Below are 22,214 nucleotides of genomic sequence, written 5' to 3'. Positions count from 1 at the left end.
CGGCGGGCCGGGGCCCCGCGGGCGCGGCGGGGGGGGGGCGGGGGGGGCCGCCCCGCCCCCCCCCGGGGGGCCCCCCCCCCCGGGGGGGGCCCCCCCCCGGGGGGGGGGGGGGGGGCCCCCACGCGCCGTGATGCGGCTGCTCAGCCGGCGAGGATCTCGCGGGCGAGCTTGGCCGTCTCGGTCGGCGTCTTGCCGACCTTGACGCCCGCGGCCTCCAGGGCCTCCTTCTTCGCCTGGGCGGTGCCGGACGAACCGGAGACGATGGCGCCGGCGTGGCCCATGGTCTTGCCCTCGGGCGCGGTGAAGCCCGCGACGTAGCCGACGACCGGCTTGGTCACGTTGGCCTTGATGAAGTCGGCCGCACGCTCCTCGGCGTCGCCGCCGATCTCGCCGATCATGACGATCAGGTCGGTGTCGGGGTCGGCCTCGAACGCGGCGAGCGCGTCGATGTGCGTGGTGCCGATGATCGGGTCGCCACCGATGCCGACGGCGGTCGAGAAGCCGATGTCACGCAGCTCGTACATCATCTGGTACGTCAGCGTGCCGGACTTCGAGACCAGGCCGATGCGGCCCGGCTTGGTGATGTCGCCCGGGATGATGCCGACGTTGGACTGGCCCGGCGTGATGATGCCGGGGCAGTTCGGGCCGATGATCCGGGTCTTGTTGCCCTTCTTGCCGGCGTACGCCCAGAAGGCCGCCGAGTCGTGCACGGCGATGCCCTCGGTGATCACGACGGCCAGCGGGATCTCGGCGTCGATGGCCTCGACGACGGCGTCCTTGGTGAACTTCTCCGGCACGAAGATGACGGAGACGTTGGCGCCGGTCTTCTCGATGGCCTCCTTGACGGTGCCGAAGACCGGTACCTCGGTGCCGTCGAAGTCCACGGACTGACCCGCCTTGCGCGGGTTGACGCCGCCCACGACGTTGGTGCCGTCGCCGAGCATGAGCTTGGTGTGCTTCATGCCGGTGGCGCCGGTCATGCCCTGGACGATGACCTTGCTGTCCTTGTTGAGCCAGATAGCCATGGTGTGTTGGTGTCCTCGTCCTGAGTGCTTACTTGGCGGCGTGGGCCAGCTCGGCGGCCTTGTCGGCCGCGCCGTCCATGGTGTCGACGCGCTGGACCAGCGGGTGGTTGGCGTCGGTGAGGATCTTGCGGCCCAGCTCGGCGTTGTTGCCGTCGAGGCGGACGACGAGGGGCTTCTCGACCTTCTCGCCGCGGTCCTCGAGGAGCTTGAGCGCCTGGACGATGCCGTTGGCGACCTCGTCGCAGGCGGTGATGCCGCCGAAGACGTTGACGAAGACGGACTTGACGTCCGGGTCGCCGAGGATGATCTCCAGGCCGTTCGCCATGACCTGGGCGGAGGCACCGCCACCGATGTCCAGGAAGTTGGCGGGCTTGACGTTGCCGTGCTTCTCACCGGCGTACGCGACGACGTCCAGGGTGCTCATGACGAGACCCGCGCCGTTGCCGATGATGCCGACCTGGCCGTCGAGCTTGACGTAGTTGAGGTTCTTCTCCTTGGCAGCGGCCTCGAGCGGGTTGGCCGCGGCCTTGTCGTGAAGCGCCTCGAAGTCGGGGTGACGGAACTCGGCGTTGTCGTCCAGCGACACCTTGCCGTCGAGGGCGATGACCTCGCCGGAGGCGACCTTGGCCAGCGGGTTGACCTCGACCAGGAGGGCGTCCTCCTTGATGAAGGTGTCCCACAGCTTGACCAGGACGTTGACGACCTTGTCGGCGACCTCGGCCGGGAACTTCGCGGCCTCGACGATCTCGCGCGCCTTCTCCGGCGTCACGCCGTCGATCGCGTCGATCGGGGTCTTGGCGACGGCCTCCGGACGGGTGGCGGCCACCTCCTCGATCTCCATGCCGCCCTCGACGGAGGCGATGGAGAGGAACGTGCGGTTGGCACGGTCGAGGAGGAAGGAGACGTAGTACTCCTCGACGATCTCCGGGGCGGTCTCGGCGATCATCACCTTGTGGACCGTGTGGCCCTTGATGTCCATGCCGAGGATGTCCGTCGCGCGGGCGACGGCCTCGTCCGCCGATGCGGCGAGCTTCACGCCACCGGCCTTGCCGCGGCCACCGACCTTCACCTGAGCCTTGACGACGGACTTGCCGCCCAGACGCTCGGTGATCTCGCGCGCCGCCTCAGGCGTGTCGATGACTTCACCGGCCAGCACCGGTACATCGTGCTTGGCGAAGAGGTCCCTCGCCTGGTACTCGAACAGGTCCACGCGCTTCCGTCCCTATCAGTGATCTCGCGGTTCGTTGGATGCGTGGGCGTGCCGCGAAGGGCAACGTGACGTCCGCTGTGTGTCACAAGGGAGGCGCACACGGTGTCCGAGCGCGCGGCATGTCCGTCTCGCAGGTTATCGCCGGTTGCGGGGGGTCTCTAAATCGCGGGTCACACCTGAGCGGTGATACCTGTCACATGATGCCGCGCAGGGGCCCCCTCACTGGCACGGCGTGCCGGGTGCGAGGGCGGGTCGTGCCTGGTGGGAGCCCCGGCGCGGCTCTGACGGGCCCGGCGAGGCCCGTCGCACGCGCCCCGGAAGGACCTCTTCCGGGATGCGGCCGCGCCCGCCTCCGGGGGGCCGTCAGCCGGCGTCCGGTATCGGCAGCGGCCGCTTCTCGATCGCCGCCGCCATCACCTCCGGGAACAGGTCCGGCGTGCAGGCGAAGGCCGGCACGTCCAGCGCGGCGAGCGCTGCCGCGTGCTCCCGGTCGTACGCGGGCGTGCCCTCGTCGGACAGCGCGAGCAGCGCCACGAACGCCACCCCGGCCGCCTTCATCGCGGCGACCCGCTTGAGCATCTCGTCGCGGACGCCTCCCTCGTACAGGTCGCTGATCAGCACGACCACCGTCTCGGCGGGCCGCGTGATCCGCTCCTGGCAGTGGGCGAGGGCCCGGTTGATGTCCGTGCCGCCGCCGAGCCGCGTGCCGAAGAGCACGTCCACCGGGTCGTCGAGCCGGTCGGTGAGGTCGGCGACGGCCGTGTCGAAGACGACCAGCCGGGTGGCGATCGACCGCATGGACGCCAGCACCGCGCCGAAGACGGAGGCGTAGACGACGGACGCGGCCATCGACCCCGACTGGTCGATGCAGAGGACGACCTCCTTCCTCACCGACCGCGACGCGCGCCCGTAGCCGATGAGCCGTTCCGGGACGACGGTCCGGTGCGCGGGCAGGTAGTGCCTGAGGTTGGCCGCGACGGTGCGGTTCCAGTCGATGTCGTGGTGGCGCGGCCTGCTGACACGGGCGCTGCGGTCGAGGGCGCCGGTCAGGGTCGCCCGGGTGCGGTCGGCGAGCCGCTTCTCCAGGTCCTCGACGACCTTGCGCACCACGGCCCGCGCCGTCTCCTTGGTCCGCTCCGGCATCGCCTTGTTCAGGGACAGCAGCGTGCCGACGAGGTGCACGTCGGCCTCCACGGCCTCCAGCAGCTCCGGCTCCAGCAGGAGGGTGGCGAGCCCGAGCCGGTCGACGGCGTCCCGCTGCATGACCTGGACGACGGAGGAGGGGAAGTACGTGCGGATGTCCCCGAGCCAGCGGGCCACCGACGGCGCGGAGGCCCCGAGCCCCGCCGCACGCTCCCCGCGCGCCCCCTGTCTCTCCCCCTGGCCGTAGAGCGCGGTCAGCGTGCCGTCCATCGCGGCGTCCCGCCCGGACAGCGCGTGCCCGGTGCCGTCGGCCGGGTCGCCGCCGAGCACGAGGCGCCAGCGCCGCAGCCGCTCCCGCGCCGCCCCCGCGTCCGTTCGCTCGGTCGTCATGCGCACACCTCCATGTGGTCGTCGTCCGCGTCCGGGCCCAGAAGGAGCCGGACCACCGGCAGCACCGCGTCCGCGCGTGCGGTGTCGATCCCCGCGGCGAAGCCGGGGGGGCCGGCGGCCGCCGTCACGGCGCGGCGCCCTTCGGGGCCGCGCCGCACCAGTTCCCCGAGGGTGCGGCGCACCCCGGGCTCGTAGGCGGAGAAGGTGCGGCGCAGCAGTGGCAGCACGTCGGTGAACGCCTCCACCGGCACCCCGGTCAGCCAGGCGTCGACCAGGGCGAGCAGCCGTTCGTCGTGGACGAGCAGCATGCCTCCCCCGACGCCGCCGCCGACGAAGCCCTCGATCCAGGCCGCCGCGTCCGCCGGGGGCGTCCCCGGGGAGAGCACGAGGCCCATGAGCCGCGCCGCCTCGACCGCCGCCAGGTGGCCGTCGTCCAGCAGGATCCGCACGGCACGGCCCCGGATCACGCCGGGCACGATGTCCCGCGCGGACAGGGTCCGCAGCACCGCCCGCCAGCGGGAGCGCAGGTCGGCGTGGCCCGGCGCGGGCGCGTCGCCGAGCAGGCCCACCGCCCCGTGCACGGCGTCCACCTGGCGCCGCATCTCCTCGGCGGCGTCGGCGTCCAGCGCGGCGCAGGCCGCGGGGAGTCCGACGAAGATCCGCTCGGCAAGGCCCGCGGCCACCCCCGCCAGCGCTCCGGTGTCGGTGCCGCGCACGTCGCCGTAGCGCAGCGAGCGCACCAGGGCGGGCAGTGCCTGGGCCAGGTGGCCGACGTCCGTGTCCAGGGCCGCGCGGTCGGCGAGGACCCGCATCACCGCGGGGAGGGCGTCCGCCAGTCCGGCCTGCAGGCAGCGCTCGGCGAGCGCGGTGACGTCGGCGAGGCCGCGCGCGGTGACGGCGTCCGCCTCGGCCCTGGCCGTCGCGGCGGCGAGCACGGTCGTGCCCCACACCCCGGCCTCGGCGACCCGCACGGCCAGCTCCGGCTCCCACCTGAGCCGCCACGTCTCCCGGAACGTGCCCGTGCTGCCCCGGGAGGCGGCCGGCTCGCCCCAGCCGACGCCGAGCAGCCGCAGCCGGTGCAGCAGCGTGCTGCGCTCCGCGTCCGTCTCCTTGCGCAGGTCGAGTTCCAGCTCCCGCCCGGCCGCCTCCGGCCTCAGCCGCAGTCGCCGCTGGAGCCGGGCCAGGTCGCGCTGCAACGGCACCGCGGGCGCGCCCGCCGGGACCTCGCCGAGGACGTCCCCGACGACCAGCCGGTCCCGCACGAGGGCCAGCGGTACGTCCGAGCCCTCGCACATCACCGCGCGTACGGCGTCCGTCGTCTCGCTCAGCCCGGGCAGCGGACGGCCGCGCAGCGCCGCGAGAGTCTCCGCCAGCCGGACCGCCTCGATGACGTGCGCCGGGGAGACCTGCCGGTCCTCCTCCCGCAGCAGGCCGGCCACCTTGGTCAGCCAGCGTTCGACCGGCCGGTCGGGGGCGCCGAACAGATGGCCGTACCAGCCGGGCGCCTCGACGCCCGCCCCGTATCCGCTCGCGCGGGACAGCCTGCGGTGGGTCCACGGCACCCAGGTCATGTCCGCCTTGACCTTGGGCAGCCCCTTCAGCAGCGCCCGGTCGGCCGCGACGGTGGTCCTGCGGCGCAGCGCGGGCACGTGCCAGGCCCCGCACACCACGGCCACGCCCGCGGCGTACTCGCGCCGCGCGGCCCGCACCTGGAGCCGCATGTACGCCTCCCGGACCAGGTCCCGTCCGGACTCGTCGCCGTCCTCGGTCTCGCGCAGCGCCCCCATGGCCTCCTCCAGCGCGGTGAACGGCGCGAGCGGGTCCCCGCCGGCGGTGCCCCGGTGCTCGACGACGTCCTCCCACCAGCGTTCCGGGTCGTCGTGCCCGGCGGCCCGGGCGAGGGCGGCCAGCGGATCGCTCCGCACGTCGCCGGGCCCGGCGTCCGGGCCGGACCCCTCCCCGGCGTCCGGCGCCTCGTCCCCTCGGGCCTCCCACACGAGGGTGTGGGTGGCCGGGAGGTCGATGAAACGGGCCGGTACGCCGTGCTCCAGCGCCCAGCGGACGGCGACCCACTCCGGGGAGAACTCGGCGAACGGCCAGAACGCCGAGCGGCCGGGTTCGTCCACGGCGTGGGCGAGCAGGGCGACCGGCGGCCGCATGTCCTCGTCGGCCGCCAGCGGGATCAGGGCGTCGGCCTCGGGCGGGCCCTCGATCAGGACGGTGCCCGGCCGGGCCGCCTCCAGCGCGGCCCGCACCGCCCGCGCCGAACCCGGCCCGTGGTGGCGCACGCCGAGCAGCAGCGGCTCTCCCCCGGGCGCCCGCGTCCCGCCCCCGGGCCGGTCGGCTCCCGTCACACCGTCCCCCTTCGCCTTCGCCTCCGGGACCAGGTGGAGTCCTGGTCGTCGTCCCCCGCCGGGCCGGTGACCGCGAGGAGCGGGCAGACGGCCGCGGGAAGCGCCGGTGTCGCGTTCACGCGCTCACCTCCCGGCAGGCCCGGTAGAAGTCCTGCCAGCCGTCGCGTTCGCGGACGACGGTCTCCAGGTACTCCTGCCAGACGACGCGGTCGGCCGCCGGGTCGCGGACGACGGCGCCGAGGATGCCCGCGGCGACGTCCCCGGAGCGCAGTACCCCGTCGCCGAAGTGCGCGGCCAGCGCGAGTCCGCCGGTGACCACCGAGATGGCCTCGGCCGTGGACAGGGTGCCGCTGGGCGACTTCAGCTTCGTGCGCCCGTCGGCCGTCACCCCGTCGCGCAGCTCGCGGAAGACGGTGACGACCCGGCGGATCTCGTCGATGCCGTCGGGCACCGCCGGCAGGTCGAGGGAGCGGCCGATCTGGTCGACGCGGCGCGTGACGATGCCGACCTCCGCCTCGGTGCTCTCCGGCAGCGGCAGCACCACCGTGTTGAAGCGGCGGCGCAGGGCGCTGGACAGCTCGTTGACGCCCCGGTCGCGGTCGTTGGCGGTGGCGATCAGGTTGAAGCCGCGGACCGCCTGCACCTCCTGGCCCAGCTCCGGTATCGGCAGGGTCTTCTCCGACAGGATCGTGATGAGCGTGTCCTGCACGTCCGCCGGGATGCGGGTCAGCTCCTCCACGCGGGCCGTCAGGCCCTCCGCCATGGCCCGCATGACCGGGCTCGGCACGAGGGCGTCGCGGCTGGGGCCGTGGGCGAGCAGCCGGGCGTAGTTCCAGCCGTAGCGGATCGCCTCCTCGGGGGTGCCGGCGGTGCCCTGCACCAGGAGGGTGGAGTCCCCGCTGACCGCGGCGGCCAGATGCTCGGACACCCAGGTCTTGGCCGTCCCCGGCACGCCGAGCAGGAGCAGGGCGCGGTCGGTGGCGAGGGTGGTGACGGCGACCTCGACGATGCGGCGGGGCCCCACGTACTTCGGGGTGATCACCGTGCCGTCGGGCAGGGTGCCGCCGAGCAGGTACGTGGCGACGGCCCACGGCGACAGCTTCCAGCGGGCGGGACGCGGGCGGTCGTCCTGGGCGGCGAGGGCGTCGAGTTCGGCCGCGAAGGCGTGCTCGGCGTGCGGACGCAACGCCCGGGGCGCGGACGCGGACCCGTCCCGGGTCGGATCGGCGGACGTCGGATCTACGGACACAGGCATGGCTCGGTCCCCCTCCAGCTCGGCCGGTTCGGTCTGGCAACAACGGTGCACCACACCACTGACAATCGCTCTGACCTGCACGAACGCGCTCGCAGGGCCGATTGTCAGTGGCAGGGCCTACCTTCGGTGACATGACTCAGCAGGGGGTGCGCTGGACGGCGGACCAGGTGCTGGCACTGGCACCTGACGCCGCGTCGCGCAAAGCGGGGAGCGAACTCGGCACGGCCGGGTGCTGGTCCGGGACGGGGAGCTCGGACGACGGTGCGGTGTGGGGGCTGTGCGGGGGCGGCGCGGGCACGCCGTACCGGACGGTCGTGGACGTGGCGGACGCGTCCGGGCCGGCGTACGGGTGCAGTTGTCCGAGCCGGAAGCTCCCGTGCGCGCACGCGCTCGGGCTGCTGCTCCGGGCGGGCGACGTGAGCGCGGTGCCGAGGGGGGAGGCGCCGGTCTGGGCGCAGGAGTGGATCAGCGGCAGACGCAAGCGGGCGCGGGGGACGGAGGCGGGGGCGGGGGCCTCTTCCGGTTCGGTGTCCGGGGCGGGTGATCCGGCGGCGCGGCGCCGGGCGGAGCGGCGGGCCGAGCGGATCACGGCGGGTGTGACGGAGCTGGAGCAGCGGCTGGGGGACCTGCTCAGGGACGGTCTGGCCGGTGCGGAGCAGGCGGGGTACGGGCTGTGGGAGGAGACGGCGGCCCGCATGGTCGACGCCCAGGCGCCCGGACTGGCGGCGCGCGCACGGGAGTTGGGGGCGGTGCCGTCGTCGGGTCCGGGCTGGCCGGTCCGGCTGCTGGAGGAGTGCGCGCTGCTCCACCTCCTGGACCGGGGCTGGCTGCGCCGCGAGCGGCTGCCGGATCCGCTGGCGGCGACGGTCCGCTCGCGCGTCGGTCTGCCGGCGGCGCCGGACGGGCCGCCGGTGCGGGACCGCTGGCTGGTCCTCGCCCAGTACGACACGGCGGACGCGCGGCTGACGACCCGGCGCCTCTGGCTGTACGGGGCCGAGTCGGACCGCACCGTGCTGGTCCTCTCCTACGGTGCCGGCGGCCGGGCGCCCGAGCCGGCGCTGCCGGTGGGCCTGACGGTGGAGGCCGAGGTGTCCGCCTACCCGGGTGCGGAGACGGGCCGGCGGCGGGTGGCCCTCGGCAAGCGGTTCGCGCCGCCCGCGCCCACCGGTGTGCGCCCCCCGGGCGTGACGACGTCCGGGGCCGCCGTGCGGTACGGCGAGGCCCTCCGCGACGATCCGTGGCTGGAGTCGGTCCCGGTGACCCTGGAACGGGTCGTGCCGGTACCGGACGGCGACTCCTGGCAGCTCGCGGACGCCGACGCGGACTCGGCGCTGCCGCTCGCCCCGGCCGCGCACGGGCGCCCGGGGCTGTGGCGCCTGGTCGCCCTGGCGGGCGGCGCGCCGGTCACGGTCTTCGGCGAATGCGGCCACCGGGGCTTCACCCCGCTGACGGCATGGCCGAGCGGACCGGGACCGGCGGTGCCGCTGTGCTGACCCACTCCACGGAAGGGAACCGCATGACCAGGACGCCCGCTCCCTCGGACGCGCCCGCCCACGAGGTGTGGGAGGAACTCGTCACCTCGGCGCTGCTCGGTACGGAGCGGCGTACTCCCCCGGGCTGCGAGCCGGGCCCGGGCGCACCGGCCGCCCTGCTGGACGCCGCCGCCGTGGAGACCGTCCGCAGACGAGCCGGTCTCCTCCCGGCCCGGGCGGCCCGCCGTCCGGAGCCCGCGCCGGGCGACGACCGCCCTCCGCTGCCGGCCGCGGCGGCACGCCGGCTGATGACGCTGCTCACCGACCGTCCCGGCGCGGCGGGCGGGGGACGCCGGGGCACGGCACCGGACCTGATGGAGCTGCTGCCGCAGTGGCTGGCGTCGGCCAACGCCCGTGGCTTCGCCGCACCGCCCGAGGCTCTTCCGGCCCTGCTGGACGCGGCCCGCGGGCGGACGGATCTGCGCCCGGCGGCGCTGGTCTTCGCGGGACCGCGGGCGCTGTGGCTGGCCCGGCTGAACCCGGACTGGCGGTTCGCGCTGCGGGCGACGCCGGGCAGCGGCGCCGGGCTGCCCGGCCCCGAGGACACGGACCGGGTGCGGGAGTTGTGGGCGGACGGCCTGTTCGCCGAACGCGTCGCCCTGCTGGCGTCGCTGCGTGCCCGCGACCCGGCTGCGGCCCGCGCGCTGCTCGCCTCGACCTGGGCGACGGAGCGGGCCGAGGACCGGTTGATGTTCCTCGACTCGCTGCGCACGGGCCTGGAGCCGGCGGACGAGCCGTTCCTGGAGCAGGCGCTGGCCGACCGCAGCCGCAACGTCCGTGCGACGGCGGCGGAGCTGCTGTCGGCGCTGCCGGGGTCGGCGCTGGCCGGGCGGATGGCGGCACGCGCCCTGACCTGCGTGGCCCTGGACCGCTCGCAGGATCCGCCGCAGATCACCGTGGAGGCGCCGCACGAGTGCGACGCGGCCATGGAACGGGACGGCATCGTGGCCAAGCCGCCCACGGGCCGGGGCGAACGGTCCTGGTGGCTGGGACAGTTGGTGGAGGCGGCGCCGCTCGGCGCCTGGCCGGCCCGGCTCGGCGGGCGCACGCCGGAGGAGATCGCGGCCCTGCCGGTGGCGGACGACTGGCAGGGCGACCTGCACGCCGCGTGGTGCCGGGCGGCGGTACGGCAGCGCGACGCCGCGTGGGCGCGTGCGCTGCTGGGCCCGCCCACGGCACCCGAGGCGGGCGGCCCCGGGGCGGTGTCCCTCGCGGAGCGGGCCAAGCTGCTCGGCACGCTCGGCGCCGGTGAACGGGCCGAGTGGGTCGCCGGGTTCATCTCGACGCACGGCCTGTCCGAGGCGTTCCAGTTGCTCGGAATGTGCGGGGTGCCGTGGGCGCCGGCGCTCGGTCGCGCGGTGGTCGACGCGCTCAACATCGCGCGGGACGCGGGGAGTTACCCGTGGAGTTTCAGCGGCGTCATGGGCCTGGCCGAACGCTGCCTCGACCCCTCGGAGGCGGGCCGGCTGGACGGGCTGCTGGCGGTGCCGGACGAACCGGAGGACGCGTCGCCGGGGGCCGGCGGCTACTGGGCGGAGGCGTTCCAGCGGCTGGTCACGACCCTGCGGTTGCGGGCGGCGATGGCGGAGGAGCTGGGGATGCCCTGCCAGGCACCCGGCGGTGACGCCGGAGGCGGTGAGGCGGGGTGAGGCTCACCGCTCACCTCACCGCCCCTCGTCCCACCGCCGCCGGAAACGCGTGAGGGGCGGCCCCGGGGCCGAGCCCCGAAAGGCCCCGCCGCGCACCGCCCCCGCGCCTCACCGCCGCCCGCCGTGAGCGAGCGGAGGGAGGCCGAGCCCTTACGCCCCCGCCGGTTCGCGCACGTTCGCGCGCACCCAGTCCACGATGGACGCCGTCGTCGCGCCGGGGGTGAAGATCTCCGCGACGCCCTTCTCCTTCAGCGGGGCGATGTCCGCCTCCGGGATGATCCCGCCGCCGAAGACGAGGATGTCCGCCGCGTCCCGCTCCTCGAGCAGGTCGATCACGGCCGCGAAGAGCGTGTTGTGGGCCCCGGAGAGGATGGACAGCCCGATCGCGTCGGCGTCCTCCTGGATCGCGGTGTCCACGATCTGCTCGGGCGTCTGGTGCAGCCCGGTGTAGATCACCTCCATACCGGCGTCGCGCAGGGCCCGCGCGATCACCTTGGCCCCGCGATCGTGGCCGTCGAGCCCCGGCTTGGCCACCACCACGCGGATCGGACCGGCTGCCACACCCATCACTGCCTCCATGAAGCGACTACATCCATATTCCGCACGAAGTGCGCCACGTGCACGCCTCCGCGGTACAGACACCCCGTACCACGCCGTCCGGGGAAGTGAACGAACGTTATCGCCAGCATCCCGCAACCGGCAGTTTCCCGGCGAATACAGAGGGGGAAATCACACGGTGGGACATCTTCGCCGCGCACCGTCACAAGGTCCGCGGCGGCCACACGCGCACGGAGAGCCACGGCGAGGCGGAAGGGGCGGGGCAGCGGGCCTCGTAGCCGTATCCGACGGCATCACAGGGCACCACACCCGCTCACCTGGCACACTTGATTACGCACAACTCGCGAACACCACCATTCACTGGTGTCACGGCTCTCCACGAGGGCACCCGGGGGACAGAGGCGTCCCTCCGCGTGCGACAGGAGGTCGGCCCATGAAGGTCACGACGGCGGCACTGTCTCTTCTTCCGCTCTGCCAGCGTCTCCTGCCCACGCTCCCGGCCTTCCCGGCCCTCCCGGCTCTGCCGACCCTGACCCTGCCGGGCCTGCCCGGCCTCCCGGGGATGGCGGCCCTCCCCGGGAGAGTGACGGGACTGTCCCTGACCCTCCTGAAGGCGACGGCCCTGGAGGCCGCGATCCTCGCCGGACACCTCCTGCTCTACCCCTACGGCATCACCCCGGAGCGCCGCACTGCTCCCGACACCTTCCGCGCGGCCACCCCCGTCCGCACGACCCCGGAGCCCCCCGCGCCGGCCGCCCAGCTCCCGGCCCCCGCGAGCCCCCCGGTCGTCCTGCTGCACGGCTTCATCGACAACCGCTCCGTCTTCCTCCTCCTGCGCCGCAGTCTGGCCCAGCACGGCAGGCAGCAGGTCGAGTCGCTGAACTACTCCCCGCTGACCTGCGACATCCGCTGCGCCGCCGAGTTGCTCGGCCGGCACATCGAGGAGATCTGCGAACGCACGGGCAGTGACCGCGTCGACGTGGTCGGGCACAGCCTCGGCGGACTGATCGCCCGGTACTACGTCCAGCGGCTCGGCGGCGACCGGCGCGTGCGGACCCTGGTGACGCTCGGCACGCCGCACGCGGGCACCCGGGTCGTGCCGCTGGCCAACGCGCACCCGATCGTGCGCCAGATGCGCCCCGGCTCGGCGGTGATCGAGGAGCTGGCCCGCCCGGCGCCCGGCTGCCGCACCCGTTTCGTCAGCTTCTGGAGCGACCTGGACCGGGTGATGGACCCGCTGGAGACGGCCTGCCTCGACCACCCCGACCTGGCCGTACGGAACATACGGGTGACCGGCATCGGCCACCTCGCCCTGCCCGTGCACCCCGCCGTTGCCAACGGGATCCGGGAGGCGCTCGACACGCCCGGCCCCACGACGGACGCGGCGGCCGGCGGTCACGGCGGCGGACTGACCGTCGCCTGAGACCGGGCTTCCCGCCCCGGCGGGCGACCGCGCGGGCGGTGATCAGGGCGTCGACCGCCCGGTCCACCCCGGTCGGCGTCGAACAGACGTCGAACACAAAGCCAAGGTCGCGTGCGCCCGCCCCCAAAACACGGCCGATTGCCCGTTTCCTGTGGGGACGAAACCTGCGGAAGATTGTCGCGCCCGCATACCGACGGGTACAGTCGCCGCACTGCTCTGGCAGCCCTGTTGTCGAGGCGAAAGAGAAGTTGGTGAACAACCGTCACCCGTCGGGGGACATGACCGCCCCGGCCTCGGCTTCCGACGCCGACCCGGCGCACTACGCGCCGTACGGCACCGGTGAAGCCCAGTACGGCGACTTCACCACGTACGGCGCCTATGACGCCACCGGTTTTGCGACCGGCGCGCACCCCACCACGACCTTCACCGCCGACCCGCTGTTCGGGGGATTCCCGGACCAGGCCACCGGCGGCTACGACACGGGGTCGTACGACACGACGGGCGCCTACGACACCACGGGCTCGTACGACGCCGCCCAGTGGTCCACCGGCAGCCACCAGACGCCGGGCCACGACCCGTACGCGGCCCAGCACCACGCCGCCTACGACACCGGTGCCTACGACACGACCGCGTGGACGGCCGGCTACCAGCAGCCCGTCACCCTGCCGTCGCAGGACACGGGCGCCGAGTCGACGGGCCAGTGGGACACGGGCGCCTGGGACCGGGCCGGCCGGCCGGAGAACACCGCCGGGCAGACCCAGCAGTGGGACTGGGGCACGCAGACCTTCGCCACGGACACCTTCGAGGCGGTGGCCTTCGGCACCGGCACGCTGAGCACCGGAACACCGAGCACCGGCACGGCCGACACGGGCAGCCTGGACACCGGCGCCTTCGGCACGAGCGTCTTCGACTCCGGCGCCTACGACGCCACGGAGTGGAACTCGGACGGCGCGGCCCAGGACACCGCCCCCGAGACCGCGACGCCGGCCGCCGCCGGGGAACCGGCCCCGCGCGAGGACGGGTTGGCCGCCACCGGCGAACTGCCCACCGTGACCGCTCTCCTCGAGGACCAGGAGGAGGTCGCCCCGGCCGCCGCCCGGATCCCCGCCGCGCGCACCGCCTCCCGGAGCGCGGGGCGTTCCCGCCGCCGGCAGCCGGCCAGGCGCTCGGCGCTGATGACCATCGCCGTCCCCTCGGCCTGCGTGATGAGCGTCGCCGGCATCGCCGCGGCCTCCGTCGGCGGCCTGAGCGGTGAGGACGGCAAGGAGACCACCGCGTCGGCGGCCGACGCGGCCGACGCCGCCCCGGTGAAGCCGTCCACCGCCAACAACAAGCTGGACACCCAGCTCGCGAGCCTGTCCGCCGGGGCCGACGACTTCGCCGACCGGGCCAGCCGCACCCAGGAGCGCATCGACCTCAAGGCCGAGCAGGCGGCGGAGAAGAGGAGGGCGGCGGAGGAGGCGGCCCGCAAGGAGCGGCTGCGCCCCAAGTTCGCGCTCCCGGTCGCGCAGCACGGGCTCAGTGCCTACTACGGCCAGGCCGGCATCAACTGGATGTCCGCGCACACCGGCATCGACTTCCCCGTGTCGTACGGCACGACGGTGATGGCCGCGACCGACGGCACAGTGCGGACGCAGTACGACACCGCGTACGGGAACATGATGATCGTGACCGCGAAGGACGGCACGGAGACGTGGTACTGCCACCTCTCCAGTTACCAGGTTCCCTCGGGTACGAAGGTCAAGGCCGGGGACGCGATCGCGTTCTCCGGCAACTCGGGCAACTCGACCGGTCCGCACCTGCACTTCGAGGTGCGGCCCTCCGGCGGCTCGGCGATCGACCCGCTCTCGTGGCTGCGCAGCCACGGTCTCAACCCGGTGTGACGCCCTGACCTTCCGGCGATGAGGGCGCGGCCCGAGCCGGCGCCCTCACCCCGTTCTCTCAGAGCTTCTCGACCGGCGCGTACCGCAGCAGCAGGCGCTTCGGCTTGGTGTCCCCGAAGTCGATCGTCGCCTCGGCGTTGCCTCCCGTGCCCTTGACCCCGACGACCGTGCCGAGCCCGAACTGGTCGTGCGTGACACGGTCCCCGACGGCGAGCGACACCGCCGGCTTCTCGGCCGTCCTGCGGGTGGCGAAGCCGGACGCGCCCGACGCCGAGGAACGCGAGCGGGACGAGGACAGCGAGGCCGCCACTCCCGACACCGGCGTGGAGGACGCGGGGCCGCTCGCCCCGGTGCGCTTCCACTCCAGGTGGGGCGCCGGGATCTCCTCCAGGAAGCGCGAGGGCGGGTTGTACGACGGCTGGCCCCAGGCGCTGCGCAGCGTGGAGCGGGTCAGGTAGAGCCGCTCGCGGGCGCGGGTGATGCCGACGTAGGCAAGGCGCCGCTCCTCCTCCAGCTCCTTGGTCTGCCCGAGGGCGCGCATGTGCGGGAAGACGCCGTCCTCCATGCCGGTGAGGAAGACGACCGGGAACTCCAGGCCCTTGGCGGTGTGCAGGGTCATCAGGGTGACGACCCCGTCGCCGTCCTCCTCGTCCGGGATCTGGTCCGAGTCGGCGACGAGCGCGACCCGCTCCAGGAAGTCGGCCAGGGTTCCGGCGCCCTCTCCCTCGCTCTCGGCCCGCTCCTGCTCGAACTCCAGGGCGACGGCGGCGAGTTCCTGGAGGTTCTCGATGCGGGTCTCGTCCTGCGGGTCGGTGGAGGACTGCAACTCGGCGAGGTAGCCGGTGCGTTCGAGGATGGCCTCCAGCACGGTCGCCGGTCCGGCGCCGGACTCCACGATCGTGCGCAGGTCCTCCATGAGCGCGTTGAACCGCTTCACGGCGTTCGCGGAGCGCGCGGCCATGCCGTACGCCTCGTCCACCCGGCGCAGCGCCTGCGGGAAGCTGATCTTCTCCCGTTGGGCGAGCGCGTCGATCATCGCCTCGGCGCGGTCGCCGATGCCGCGCTTGGGGACGTTGAGGATGCGGCGCAGCGGCACCGAGTCCTCGGGGTTCGCCAGGACGCGCAGGTAGGCCAGGACGTCCCGGACCTCCTTGCGCTCGTAGAAGCGGACGCCGCCGACGACCTTGTAGGGCAGGCCGACGCGGATGAAGACCTCCTCGAAGACACGGGACTGGGCGTTGGTGCGGTAGAAGACGGCGACGTCTCCGGCCCTGGCCGCGCCCTCGTCGGTGAGGCGGTCTATCTCGTCGGCGACGAACTGCGCCTCGTCGTGCTCGGTGTCGGCCACGTAGCCCGTGATCCGCGCTCCGGCGCCCTGGTTGGTCCACAGGTTCTTCGGGCGGCGGGACTCGTTGCGCTCGATGACCGCGTTGGCGGCGCTGAGGATCGTCTGGGTGGAGCGGTAGTTCTGCTCCAGGAGGATCGTCGTCGCGTCCGGGTAGTCCTCCTCGAACTGGAGGATGTTGCGGATGGTGGCGCCGCGGAAGGCGTAGATCGACTGGTCGGCGTCGCCCACCACGCACAGCTCGGCGGGCGGGACCTCGGCCTCGGGCGGCACGTCGACGGGGTGTTCGGTGGTGCCGACCAGCTCGCGCACCAGGGCGTACTGGGCGTGGTTGGTGTCCTGGTACTCGTCGACCAGGACGTGCCGGAAGCGGCGGCGGTAGTGCTCGGCGACGTCCGGGAAGGCGCGGAGCAGATGGACCGTCGTCATGATCAGGTCGTCGAAGTCGAGGGCGTTGGCCTCGCGCAGCCGCGACTGGTAGAGCGCGTACGCCTGGGCGAGGGTCTTCTCGAAACCGTCGGCGGCCTGCGCGGCGAAGTCCTCCTCGTCGATCAGCTCGTTCTTCAGGTTGCTGATCTTCGCGCTGAAGGACTTGGGCGGGAAGCGCTTGGGGTCCAGGTCGAGGTCGCGGCAGACCAGGGCCATCAGGCGCTTGGAGTCGGCGGCGTCGTAGATCGAGAACGACGAGGTGAAGCCCAGCTTCTTCGACTCGCGGCGCAGGATGCGCACGCACGCGCTGTGGAACGTCATGACCCACATGGCGTTGGCGCGCGGGCCGACGAGCTGCTCGACGCGCTCCTTCATCTCGCCCGCGGCCTTGTTGGTGAAGGTGATCGCGAGGATCTGGCCCGGGTGGACGTTCCGCGCCCCCAGCAGGTGGGCGATGCGGTGGGTGAGCACGCGGGTCTTGCCGGAGCCGGCACCGGCCACGATGAGCAGCGGGGAGCCGGAGTGGACGACGGCGGCGCGCTGGTTGTCGTTGAGCCCCTCCAGGAGCGCGGCGGGGTCCAGGGCCGGGCGCGGGGCTCCGTCCCGGTAGTGGGTGTCCCGGTCCGGCGGCATGTCGAACCGCCCGCCGAACAGATCGTGGGGAACCGGCTCCGCGGGGTGATCGTCCTCGGGCGGCGGCGGGGGCTCCTCCTCGTGACCGCGCGGGGTCTGGAGGCTCGCCAGGAAGCTTTCGTCAAAGAGGCTGCTCATCGCTCTCCGAGTCTAGGGCGCCCCACCGACAACCGGTTCCCGCCCCGGAAATTGCCCGGACGACCGCGACAGGGGGGCTCCTGCCGGAGGCGTCGGCACGGAGAGTCACGCCCCCACCGGCCCAGCCGGGCGGCAAGGGCGCGAACCCGTCTCCCAGGCGCAACCCGGTGACCTGGTCTTCTTCTACGACGACATCAGCCACGTCGGCGTCTACGTCGGCGACGGCATGATGATCCACGCCCCCAAGCCGGGCGCGTACGTGCGCGAGGAGTCGGTCTACTACGACGGTGAGTCGTCGATCCACAGCGTGGTGCGACCGGCCTGAGGCGCCGCTCTCTCTAGCATCGACGCATGTCAACGGGCACCAGTCACCCCCTGCGCGCCTGGTGGGCGCAGCGTCCGCCGGCGGCCGGGGCCGCGGTGATGGCGACCGGCATCGTGTCGGTCGGTCTGCACCTGACGCGCCACGAGTCCCTGTCCCGCGTCGCGCTGGCCCTGGCCTGCGCCGCCTGGCTGGCCCTCGCGGCCGACTTCTTCTTCCTGCTGCTGTCCGACCGGGCGAAGTGGGTGACGTGGGCGGGGACGCCGGGCGCGCTCACGGCGGTGGCCGCGACGACCGTGGTGGGCACGCGGTTCGCGCTGCTCGGCTGGACGGCCCTGGCGGCGGCGCTGCTGGCGCTGGCCGCGCTGCTGTGGCCGGTGCTGCTGACGCTGGTCGTACCGAACTGGGAGCAGCGGATGCCCGGTGCGGTGTTCCTGGGCTGCGTGGCCACGGAGGGGCTCGCCGTGCTGGGGGCGACGCTGAGCGCGGCCACCTCGACGGCCTGGCCGGCGCACGCGGCGCTGGTGCCGTTCTGGCTGGGGCTCGTGCTCTACGTCGTCGCCCTGTTCCGCTTCGATCCGCGGCAGGTCGCGCACGGCGCCGGGGACCACTGGGTCGCGGGCGGCGCGCTCGCCATCTCCGCGCTCGCGGGGGCCAAGCTGCTCGCCGCGTCCGAGGGCGGCGTGTACCTGTGGAACGGCGACGACGACGCCGCGCTGCACGACGTGACCGTCGGCCTGCTGGTGCTCGGTCTCGCCTGGTGCGTGGCGCTGTTCGTCGGCGAGATCGTGTGGCCGCGGCCGCGTTACGACGTGCGCCGCTGGTCGACCGTCTTCCCCCTCGGCATGACGGCGGCGGCGACGCTGTCCGTCGCCGCCGTCATGGACGTCCCGTGGCTGGACGGACCGGGCCGGGCGCTGGTGTGGATCACGGTGGCGGCGTGGCTGGTGGTCGCCGCGGGCGCGGTCGTCGCGGCCCGGACGGGGCTGCGGTCCGCCGCTCGGGCCGGGGGCGTCAGGTCCACAGCACGGCGATGAAGATGTTCACCAGGGTGAGCAGTCCGACGAGGCCGAACAGCGGCTTGTCCACCTTCTCGTCGTCGCGCTTCACGTAGACCAGGCCGAGGATCACGATCAGCACGGCGAGCTTGACGCCGATCTTGACGTTGTCGACGGAGTAGTCCTGGGCCTGGTTGAGGCCGACCAGCACCGCTCCGGTGACCAGCATCGTCAGCGCGCCGTGCAGCATGGCCGGGGTGAAGCGGGCGGTGCCCCGGCCCATCGCCTTCATCTGGGTCAGGAAGCCCCCGAGGAGGGCCGCGATGCCGATGATGTGCAGTCCGACGAAGAGGTGGATGAGTACGTCCATGGGGCCGGAGCCTAGCCAGCGGCCGGGCGCGCTCCGACACCGGCCCGTGCGGGCCGCGGCAGCCCGGCGCCGGTTTGCCGCGGCCCGGGCGCGGCGGGCGCATATATGCGCTCCATAGCAGCTCACCGACCTCACACGTCCCTGATCAGGCGATTCGGTCATCACCCTGTGTGAAGGCGACGGCCGCACGAGCGGTTCCCGGTCAGTTACGGGCGCTCTCCGGTCCGGTACCGCCAGTTCCGAGCAACCCGTCACCGGACCGTTACCGGCCCGCCTAGCGTCCTCGGCCAGGTGACCGGCACGACCAGCGGCCGGCTCCGGGTACGGAAGGACGTGGATCCCTGGTGGCAGCGCATCGCAGGCCGCGGAAGCGCCACGCGGGCAACGGCACGGCCGCCCGCACGGCCGTCACGCTCACCCTCGCGGGCGCCGCCACGGCCACCGGGCTGGGCGGGACCGGGCACGCCGATCCGGAGCCGACGCCGGCGCAGATCAAGGCCGAGGTCGACGAGCTCTACCGGGAGGCGGAGGCCGCCACCGAGCAGTACAACGGCGCCGAGGAGAAGGCCGACGCCGCCGAGCGGCGCCTGGAGGACCTGCGGGACGAGGTGGCCCGCAAGGAGCAGCGGCTGAACACGACGCGGGAGGCACTGGGGTCGGTCGCGGCGGCGCAGTACCGCGGCGGTGGCCTCGACCCGGCCCTCCAGCTCGTGCTCTCCTCGGACCCCGAGCAGTACCTGCGGGGCGCCGCCCTCGTCGAGCGGGCGGGCAGCCGGCAGACGGCCGCCGTCGGCCGGGCGCGCACGGAGCTGCGGGAGATCGAGCAGCTCCGCGGGGCCGCCCGGATCGAGCTGGCGTCGCTGAGGTCGCGGCGGGCCGAGGCGGAACGGCACCGCGAGACCGTCACCGGCAAGCTGGAAGCGGCCCGCCGCCTGCTGTCCCGGCTGACGGCGGAGGAACGCGCCCGCCTCATCCCCGGCCCGGAGCGCGCCACCCGCGCCTCGGGCGCCCGCGAGGGCCTGGCGGCATCCGCCCAGGCGCCCGGCCCCCGCGCCGCGGCTGCCGTCGCCTACGCCTACCAGAAGCTCGGCAGCCCCTACGTGTGGGGCGCGACCGGGCCGAACGCCTTCGACTGCTCGGGGCTCACCCAGGCCGCCTACCGCGCCGCGGGCGTCTCCCTCCCCCGCACGACCTACGCCCAGATCGGGGCCGGCCACCGCGTCTCCCGCTCCGAGCTGGCTCCGGGGGACCTGGTCTTCTTCTACTCCGGCATCAGCCACGTCGGCATCTACGTCGGCGACGGCATGATGATCCACGCACCGAACCCCTCGGCGCCGGTCCGGCTCGCCCCCGTGGACCAGATGCCGTTCGCGGGCGCCACACGCGTGGTGTGAGGGCGGCGGGCTCCCGCGCCGGAGCACCGGACCGCCCCCGCGGGCACGCCGTCAGACCAGCCGGCGGGCCGTCGCCCAGCGGGTCAGCTCGTGCCGGTTGGAGAGCTGGAGCTTGCGGAGCACCGCGGAGACGTGCGACTCGACCGTCTTGACGGAGATGTAGAGCTGCTTGGCGATCTCCTTGTACGCGTAGCCGCGGGCGATCAGGCGCAGCACCTCGCGTTCGCGCTGGGTGAGGCGGTCGAGGTCCTCGTCGACCGGCGGGGCGTCGGTGGAGGCGAAGGCGTCGAGGACGAACCCGGCCAGGCGCGGCGAGAAGACCGCGTCGCCCTCCTGGACGCGGAAGACCGAGTCGATCAGATCCGTGCCGGTGATCGTCTTGGTGACATAGCCGCGCGCACCGCCGCGGATCACGCCGATCACGTCCTCAGCCGCGTCCGAGACGGACAGGGCGAGGAAGCGGACGGGACGCTCCGCGTCGGCCATCAGGGGGGCGCAGCGGCGCAGCACCTCCACCCCGCCGCCGCCGGGGAGGTGGACGTCGAGGAGGACCACCTCGGGCCGGGTCGCGGTGATGACGGTGACGGCCTGGTCGACGTCGGCGGCCTCCCCGACGACCTCGACGCCGGTCTCGGCGGTCTGGCCGATCTCGGCCTGGACGCCGGTGCGGAACATGCGGTGGTCGTCGACGAGGACCACGCGCACGTGCCGCTCCCCCGCACCGCCCGCCGGTGCCGCCGCTTCGTTGCCCTCGGTCGGGTCGCTCATGACGTCTTCTCCGCCCTCTCCATCTCCAGCTCGACCTCCGTGCCGCCGTCCGGCACCGCGCGCAGCCGCGCCGTGCCGCCGTTGCGCTCCATGCGGCCGATGATCGATTCTCTGACGCCCATGCGGTCGGCGGGTATCGAGTCGAGGTCGAAGCCCGGGCCCCGGTCCCGGACGGACACGAAGACCGTTCTGCCCTCGACCTCGGCGTACACCTGCACCGCGCCGCCCTCGCCACCGTACTTGGCGGCGTTCACCATAGCCTCGCGTGCCGCCTGCATCTGCGCGCCGATCCTCTCGTCGAGCGGGCAGTCGCCGACGACCACGACCTCGATGGGCACGCCGTGCTTGTCCTCGACCTCCGCGGCGTTGCGCTTGACGGCGTCGGCGAGGGTGGTGGGCTCGTCGTCCTCGTCCTTGCCGTTGCCCTCGGGCTTGTAGAGCCAGGCGCGCAGGTCGCGTTCCTGGGCGCGGGCCAGGCGGCGCACCTCGCCCGCGTTCTCCGCGTTGCGCTGTATCAGGGTGAGGGTGTGCAGCACCGAGTCGTGCACATGGGCGGCCACTTCCGCGCGCTCCTGGGCGCGGATGCGCATGAGCCGCTCCTCGGAGAGGTCCTGCGTCATGCGCACCAGGTAGGGGCCGGCGAGGAGCGTGGTGCCGACGAGGACGGCGAGCGCGGCCTGGAGTACGGAGCCCAGGTGGGCGGCGGATCCCTGGAGCACGAAGATGCCGGAGACGCCGGCCGTCACCAGCAGGACGCCCCCCACCGAGCGCAGCAGGGTGACGGTGCGCCGGTCCCGGCCGACCTCGGCCCAGCGGGCCCGGCGGGCGTTGTCCGCCTGGCGCCAGACGAGGGCGACGCCCGCGCCGACGAGCACGGCCGGCCACAGGTAGGCCTTGGCGCCGTTGCCGAGGTCCACGTTGCCGACGAAGACCAGGGCGACGACGACCATGAGGAGCAGGGCGACGATCTGCCCCTTGTCCGGCTTGCGGGCGACCAGTCTGCGCCGGCCGTCCGGCGAGGTCTCGGCCGTGACCAGCGACGGCGGCCTCTGCGCGTCGACACCGCCGACGCCGAGCGGCACGAAGAACCAGAAGGCCGCGTACAGCAGCGCCCCCAGGCCGTCGGCCATGAACAGGCCGACGAAGACGAGCCGTACCCAGATGACGGGCAGCCCGAGATGCCCGGCGAGCCCCCGCGCCACGCCCCCGAGCCAGCGACCGTCGCTGCTGCGGTAGAGCTTGCGCGGCGGCCGCGGTTCGATACGGGGTGGTGCTGCGGCGTCCGGCATGTCAACGATCGTCACACGGCCGGACGGGGCGGGGTATCAGGGTCGGCCCTAAGTTTGTCCCTGATCTTCGGGCCGAGGGGCCCTCGAACGCCTCCCGGGCGCCGGC

Annotated in this window: 16 protein-coding genes and 1 pseudogene; 7 read left to right on the top strand and 10 right to left on the bottom strand. The window is 73.9% G+C overall.

Features of this window, described 5'->3' with window-relative positions; translation table 11 throughout:
- Positions 1-140: 140 nt before the first annotated feature.
- The 5 genes from sucD to ACH499_RS22335 form a co-directional block, all read right to left on the bottom strand.
- Positions 141-1,025 (bottom strand): succinate--CoA ligase subunit alpha, encoded by an 885-nt coding sequence (gene sucD, locus ACH499_RS22355; RefSeq protein ID WP_356197944.1) that lies wholly within the window; start codon positions 1,023-1,025, stop codon positions 141-143.
- A 28-nt stretch (positions 1,026-1,053) separates the two neighbouring features.
- The gene (gene sucC / locus ACH499_RS22350; protein ID WP_356197942.1) at positions 1,054-2,235 is read right to left on the bottom strand and encodes an ADP-forming succinate--CoA ligase subunit beta; all 1,182 of its coding nucleotides are present in this window, start codon (positions 2,233-2,235) and stop codon (positions 1,054-1,056) included.
- Between the two features lie 363 nt (positions 2,236-2,598).
- Positions 2,599-3,768, bottom strand: coding sequence for a VWA domain-containing protein (locus ACH499_RS22345; RefSeq protein ID WP_356197939.1), 1,170 nt, complete (start codon positions 3,766-3,768; stop codon positions 2,599-2,601).
- Positions 3,765-6,122 carry a DUF5682 family protein gene (locus tag ACH499_RS22340; protein WP_399017788.1) on the bottom strand — a complete coding sequence of 786 codons (2,358 nt, stop codon included), beginning with the start codon at positions 6,120-6,122 and terminating at the stop codon, positions 3,765-3,767. The genes ACH499_RS22345 and ACH499_RS22340 overlap by 4 nt, the downstream gene beginning before the upstream one ends.
- 115 nt (positions 6,123-6,237) lie before the next feature.
- Positions 6,238-7,377 (bottom strand): AAA family ATPase, encoded by a 1,140-nt coding sequence (locus ACH499_RS22335; protein ID WP_356197933.1) that lies wholly within the window; start codon positions 7,375-7,377, stop codon positions 6,238-6,240.
- 131 nt (positions 7,378-7,508) lie between these two features.
- On the opposite strand from ACH499_RS22335, the gene ACH499_RS22330 reads away from it, so the two are divergent.
- Both ACH499_RS22330 and ACH499_RS22325 read left to right on the top strand, forming a co-directional pair.
- Complete coding sequence (locus tag ACH499_RS22330; RefSeq protein ID WP_399017785.1) at positions 7,509-8,870, top strand: SWIM zinc finger family protein; 1,362 nt, start codon at positions 7,509-7,511, stop codon at positions 8,868-8,870.
- Between the two features lie 23 nt (positions 8,871-8,893).
- Positions 8,894-10,558, top strand: coding sequence for a DUF5691 domain-containing protein (locus ACH499_RS22325; RefSeq protein ID WP_399017783.1), 1,665 nt, complete (start codon positions 8,894-8,896; stop codon positions 10,556-10,558).
- Positions 10,559-10,708: 150 nt separating this feature from the next.
- Here the strand turns inward: ACH499_RS22325 and ACH499_RS22320 are convergent, their stop codons facing one another.
- A complete protein-coding gene (locus ACH499_RS22320; protein ID WP_356197924.1) occupies positions 10,709-11,125 on the bottom strand; it encodes a cobalamin B12-binding domain-containing protein in 417 nt (138 codons plus the stop codon).
- A 424-nt stretch (positions 11,126-11,549) separates the two neighbouring features.
- On the opposite strand from ACH499_RS22320, the gene ACH499_RS22315 reads away from it, so the two are divergent.
- Both ACH499_RS22315 and ACH499_RS22310 read left to right on the top strand, forming a co-directional pair.
- Positions 11,550-12,539, top strand: coding sequence for an esterase/lipase family protein (locus ACH499_RS22315; protein ID WP_399017781.1), 990 nt, complete (start codon positions 11,550-11,552; stop codon positions 12,537-12,539).
- A 251-nt stretch (positions 12,540-12,790) separates the two neighbouring features.
- Positions 12,791-14,422, top strand: a complete 1,632-nt coding sequence (locus ACH499_RS22310) for a M23 family metallopeptidase (RefSeq protein ID WP_399017779.1) — start codon at positions 12,791-12,793, stop codon at positions 14,420-14,422.
- A gap of 58 nt (positions 14,423-14,480) precedes the next feature.
- Here ACH499_RS22310 and pcrA read toward each other — a convergent pair whose 3' ends face one another.
- A complete protein-coding gene (gene pcrA, locus ACH499_RS22305; RefSeq protein ID WP_399017777.1) occupies positions 14,481-16,967 on the bottom strand; it encodes a DNA helicase PcrA in 2,487 nt (828 codons plus the stop codon).
- Between the two features lie 145 nt (positions 16,968-17,112).
- Between pcrA and ACH499_RS22300 the strand changes: the two are divergent.
- Positions 17,113-17,292 (top strand): annotated as a pseudogene (locus tag ACH499_RS22300) (C40 family peptidase); the annotation flags it as partial.
- Between the two features lie 26 nt (positions 17,293-17,318).
- On the top strand, positions 17,319-18,326 hold the full coding sequence (locus ACH499_RS22295; RefSeq protein WP_399017775.1) for a tellurite resistance/C4-dicarboxylate transporter family protein: 1,008 nt from the start codon (positions 17,319-17,321) through the stop codon (positions 18,324-18,326).
- Here the strand turns inward: ACH499_RS22295 and ACH499_RS22290 are convergent.
- Complete coding sequence (locus ACH499_RS22290) at positions 18,304-18,657, bottom strand: hypothetical protein (RefSeq protein ID WP_356197910.1); 354 nt, start codon at positions 18,655-18,657, stop codon at positions 18,304-18,306. The two genes, ACH499_RS22295 and ACH499_RS22290, sit on opposite strands and share 23 nt — an antisense overlap.
- Positions 18,658-19,001: 344 nt before the next feature.
- Between ACH499_RS22290 and ACH499_RS22285 the strand changes: the two genes are divergently transcribed.
- Positions 19,002-20,051 (top strand): NlpC/P60 family protein, encoded by a 1,050-nt coding sequence (locus ACH499_RS22285; RefSeq protein ID WP_399017773.1) that lies wholly within the window; start codon positions 19,002-19,004, stop codon positions 20,049-20,051.
- 51 nt (positions 20,052-20,102) lie between these two features.
- Here the strand turns inward: ACH499_RS22285 and ACH499_RS22280 are convergent, their stop codons facing one another.
- A complete protein-coding gene (locus tag ACH499_RS22280) occupies positions 20,103-20,819 on the bottom strand; it encodes a response regulator transcription factor (RefSeq protein ID WP_356197905.1) in 717 nt (238 codons plus the stop codon).
- Positions 20,816-22,108, bottom strand: coding sequence for a PspC domain-containing protein (locus tag ACH499_RS22275; protein ID WP_356197902.1), 1,293 nt, complete (start codon positions 22,106-22,108; stop codon positions 20,816-20,818). Before ACH499_RS22275 ends, ACH499_RS22280 begins: the two co-directional genes overlap by 4 nt.
- Positions 22,109-22,214 lie beyond the last annotated feature (106 nt).

The organism is Streptomyces sp. NPDC018947, from assembly GCF_044390505.1.
GTDB lineage: Bacteria > Actinomycetota > Actinomycetes > Streptomycetales > Streptomycetaceae > Streptomyces.
Note: the sequence above shows the minus strand (reverse complement) of the source record. Positions and strands in the feature narration are given on the sequence as shown.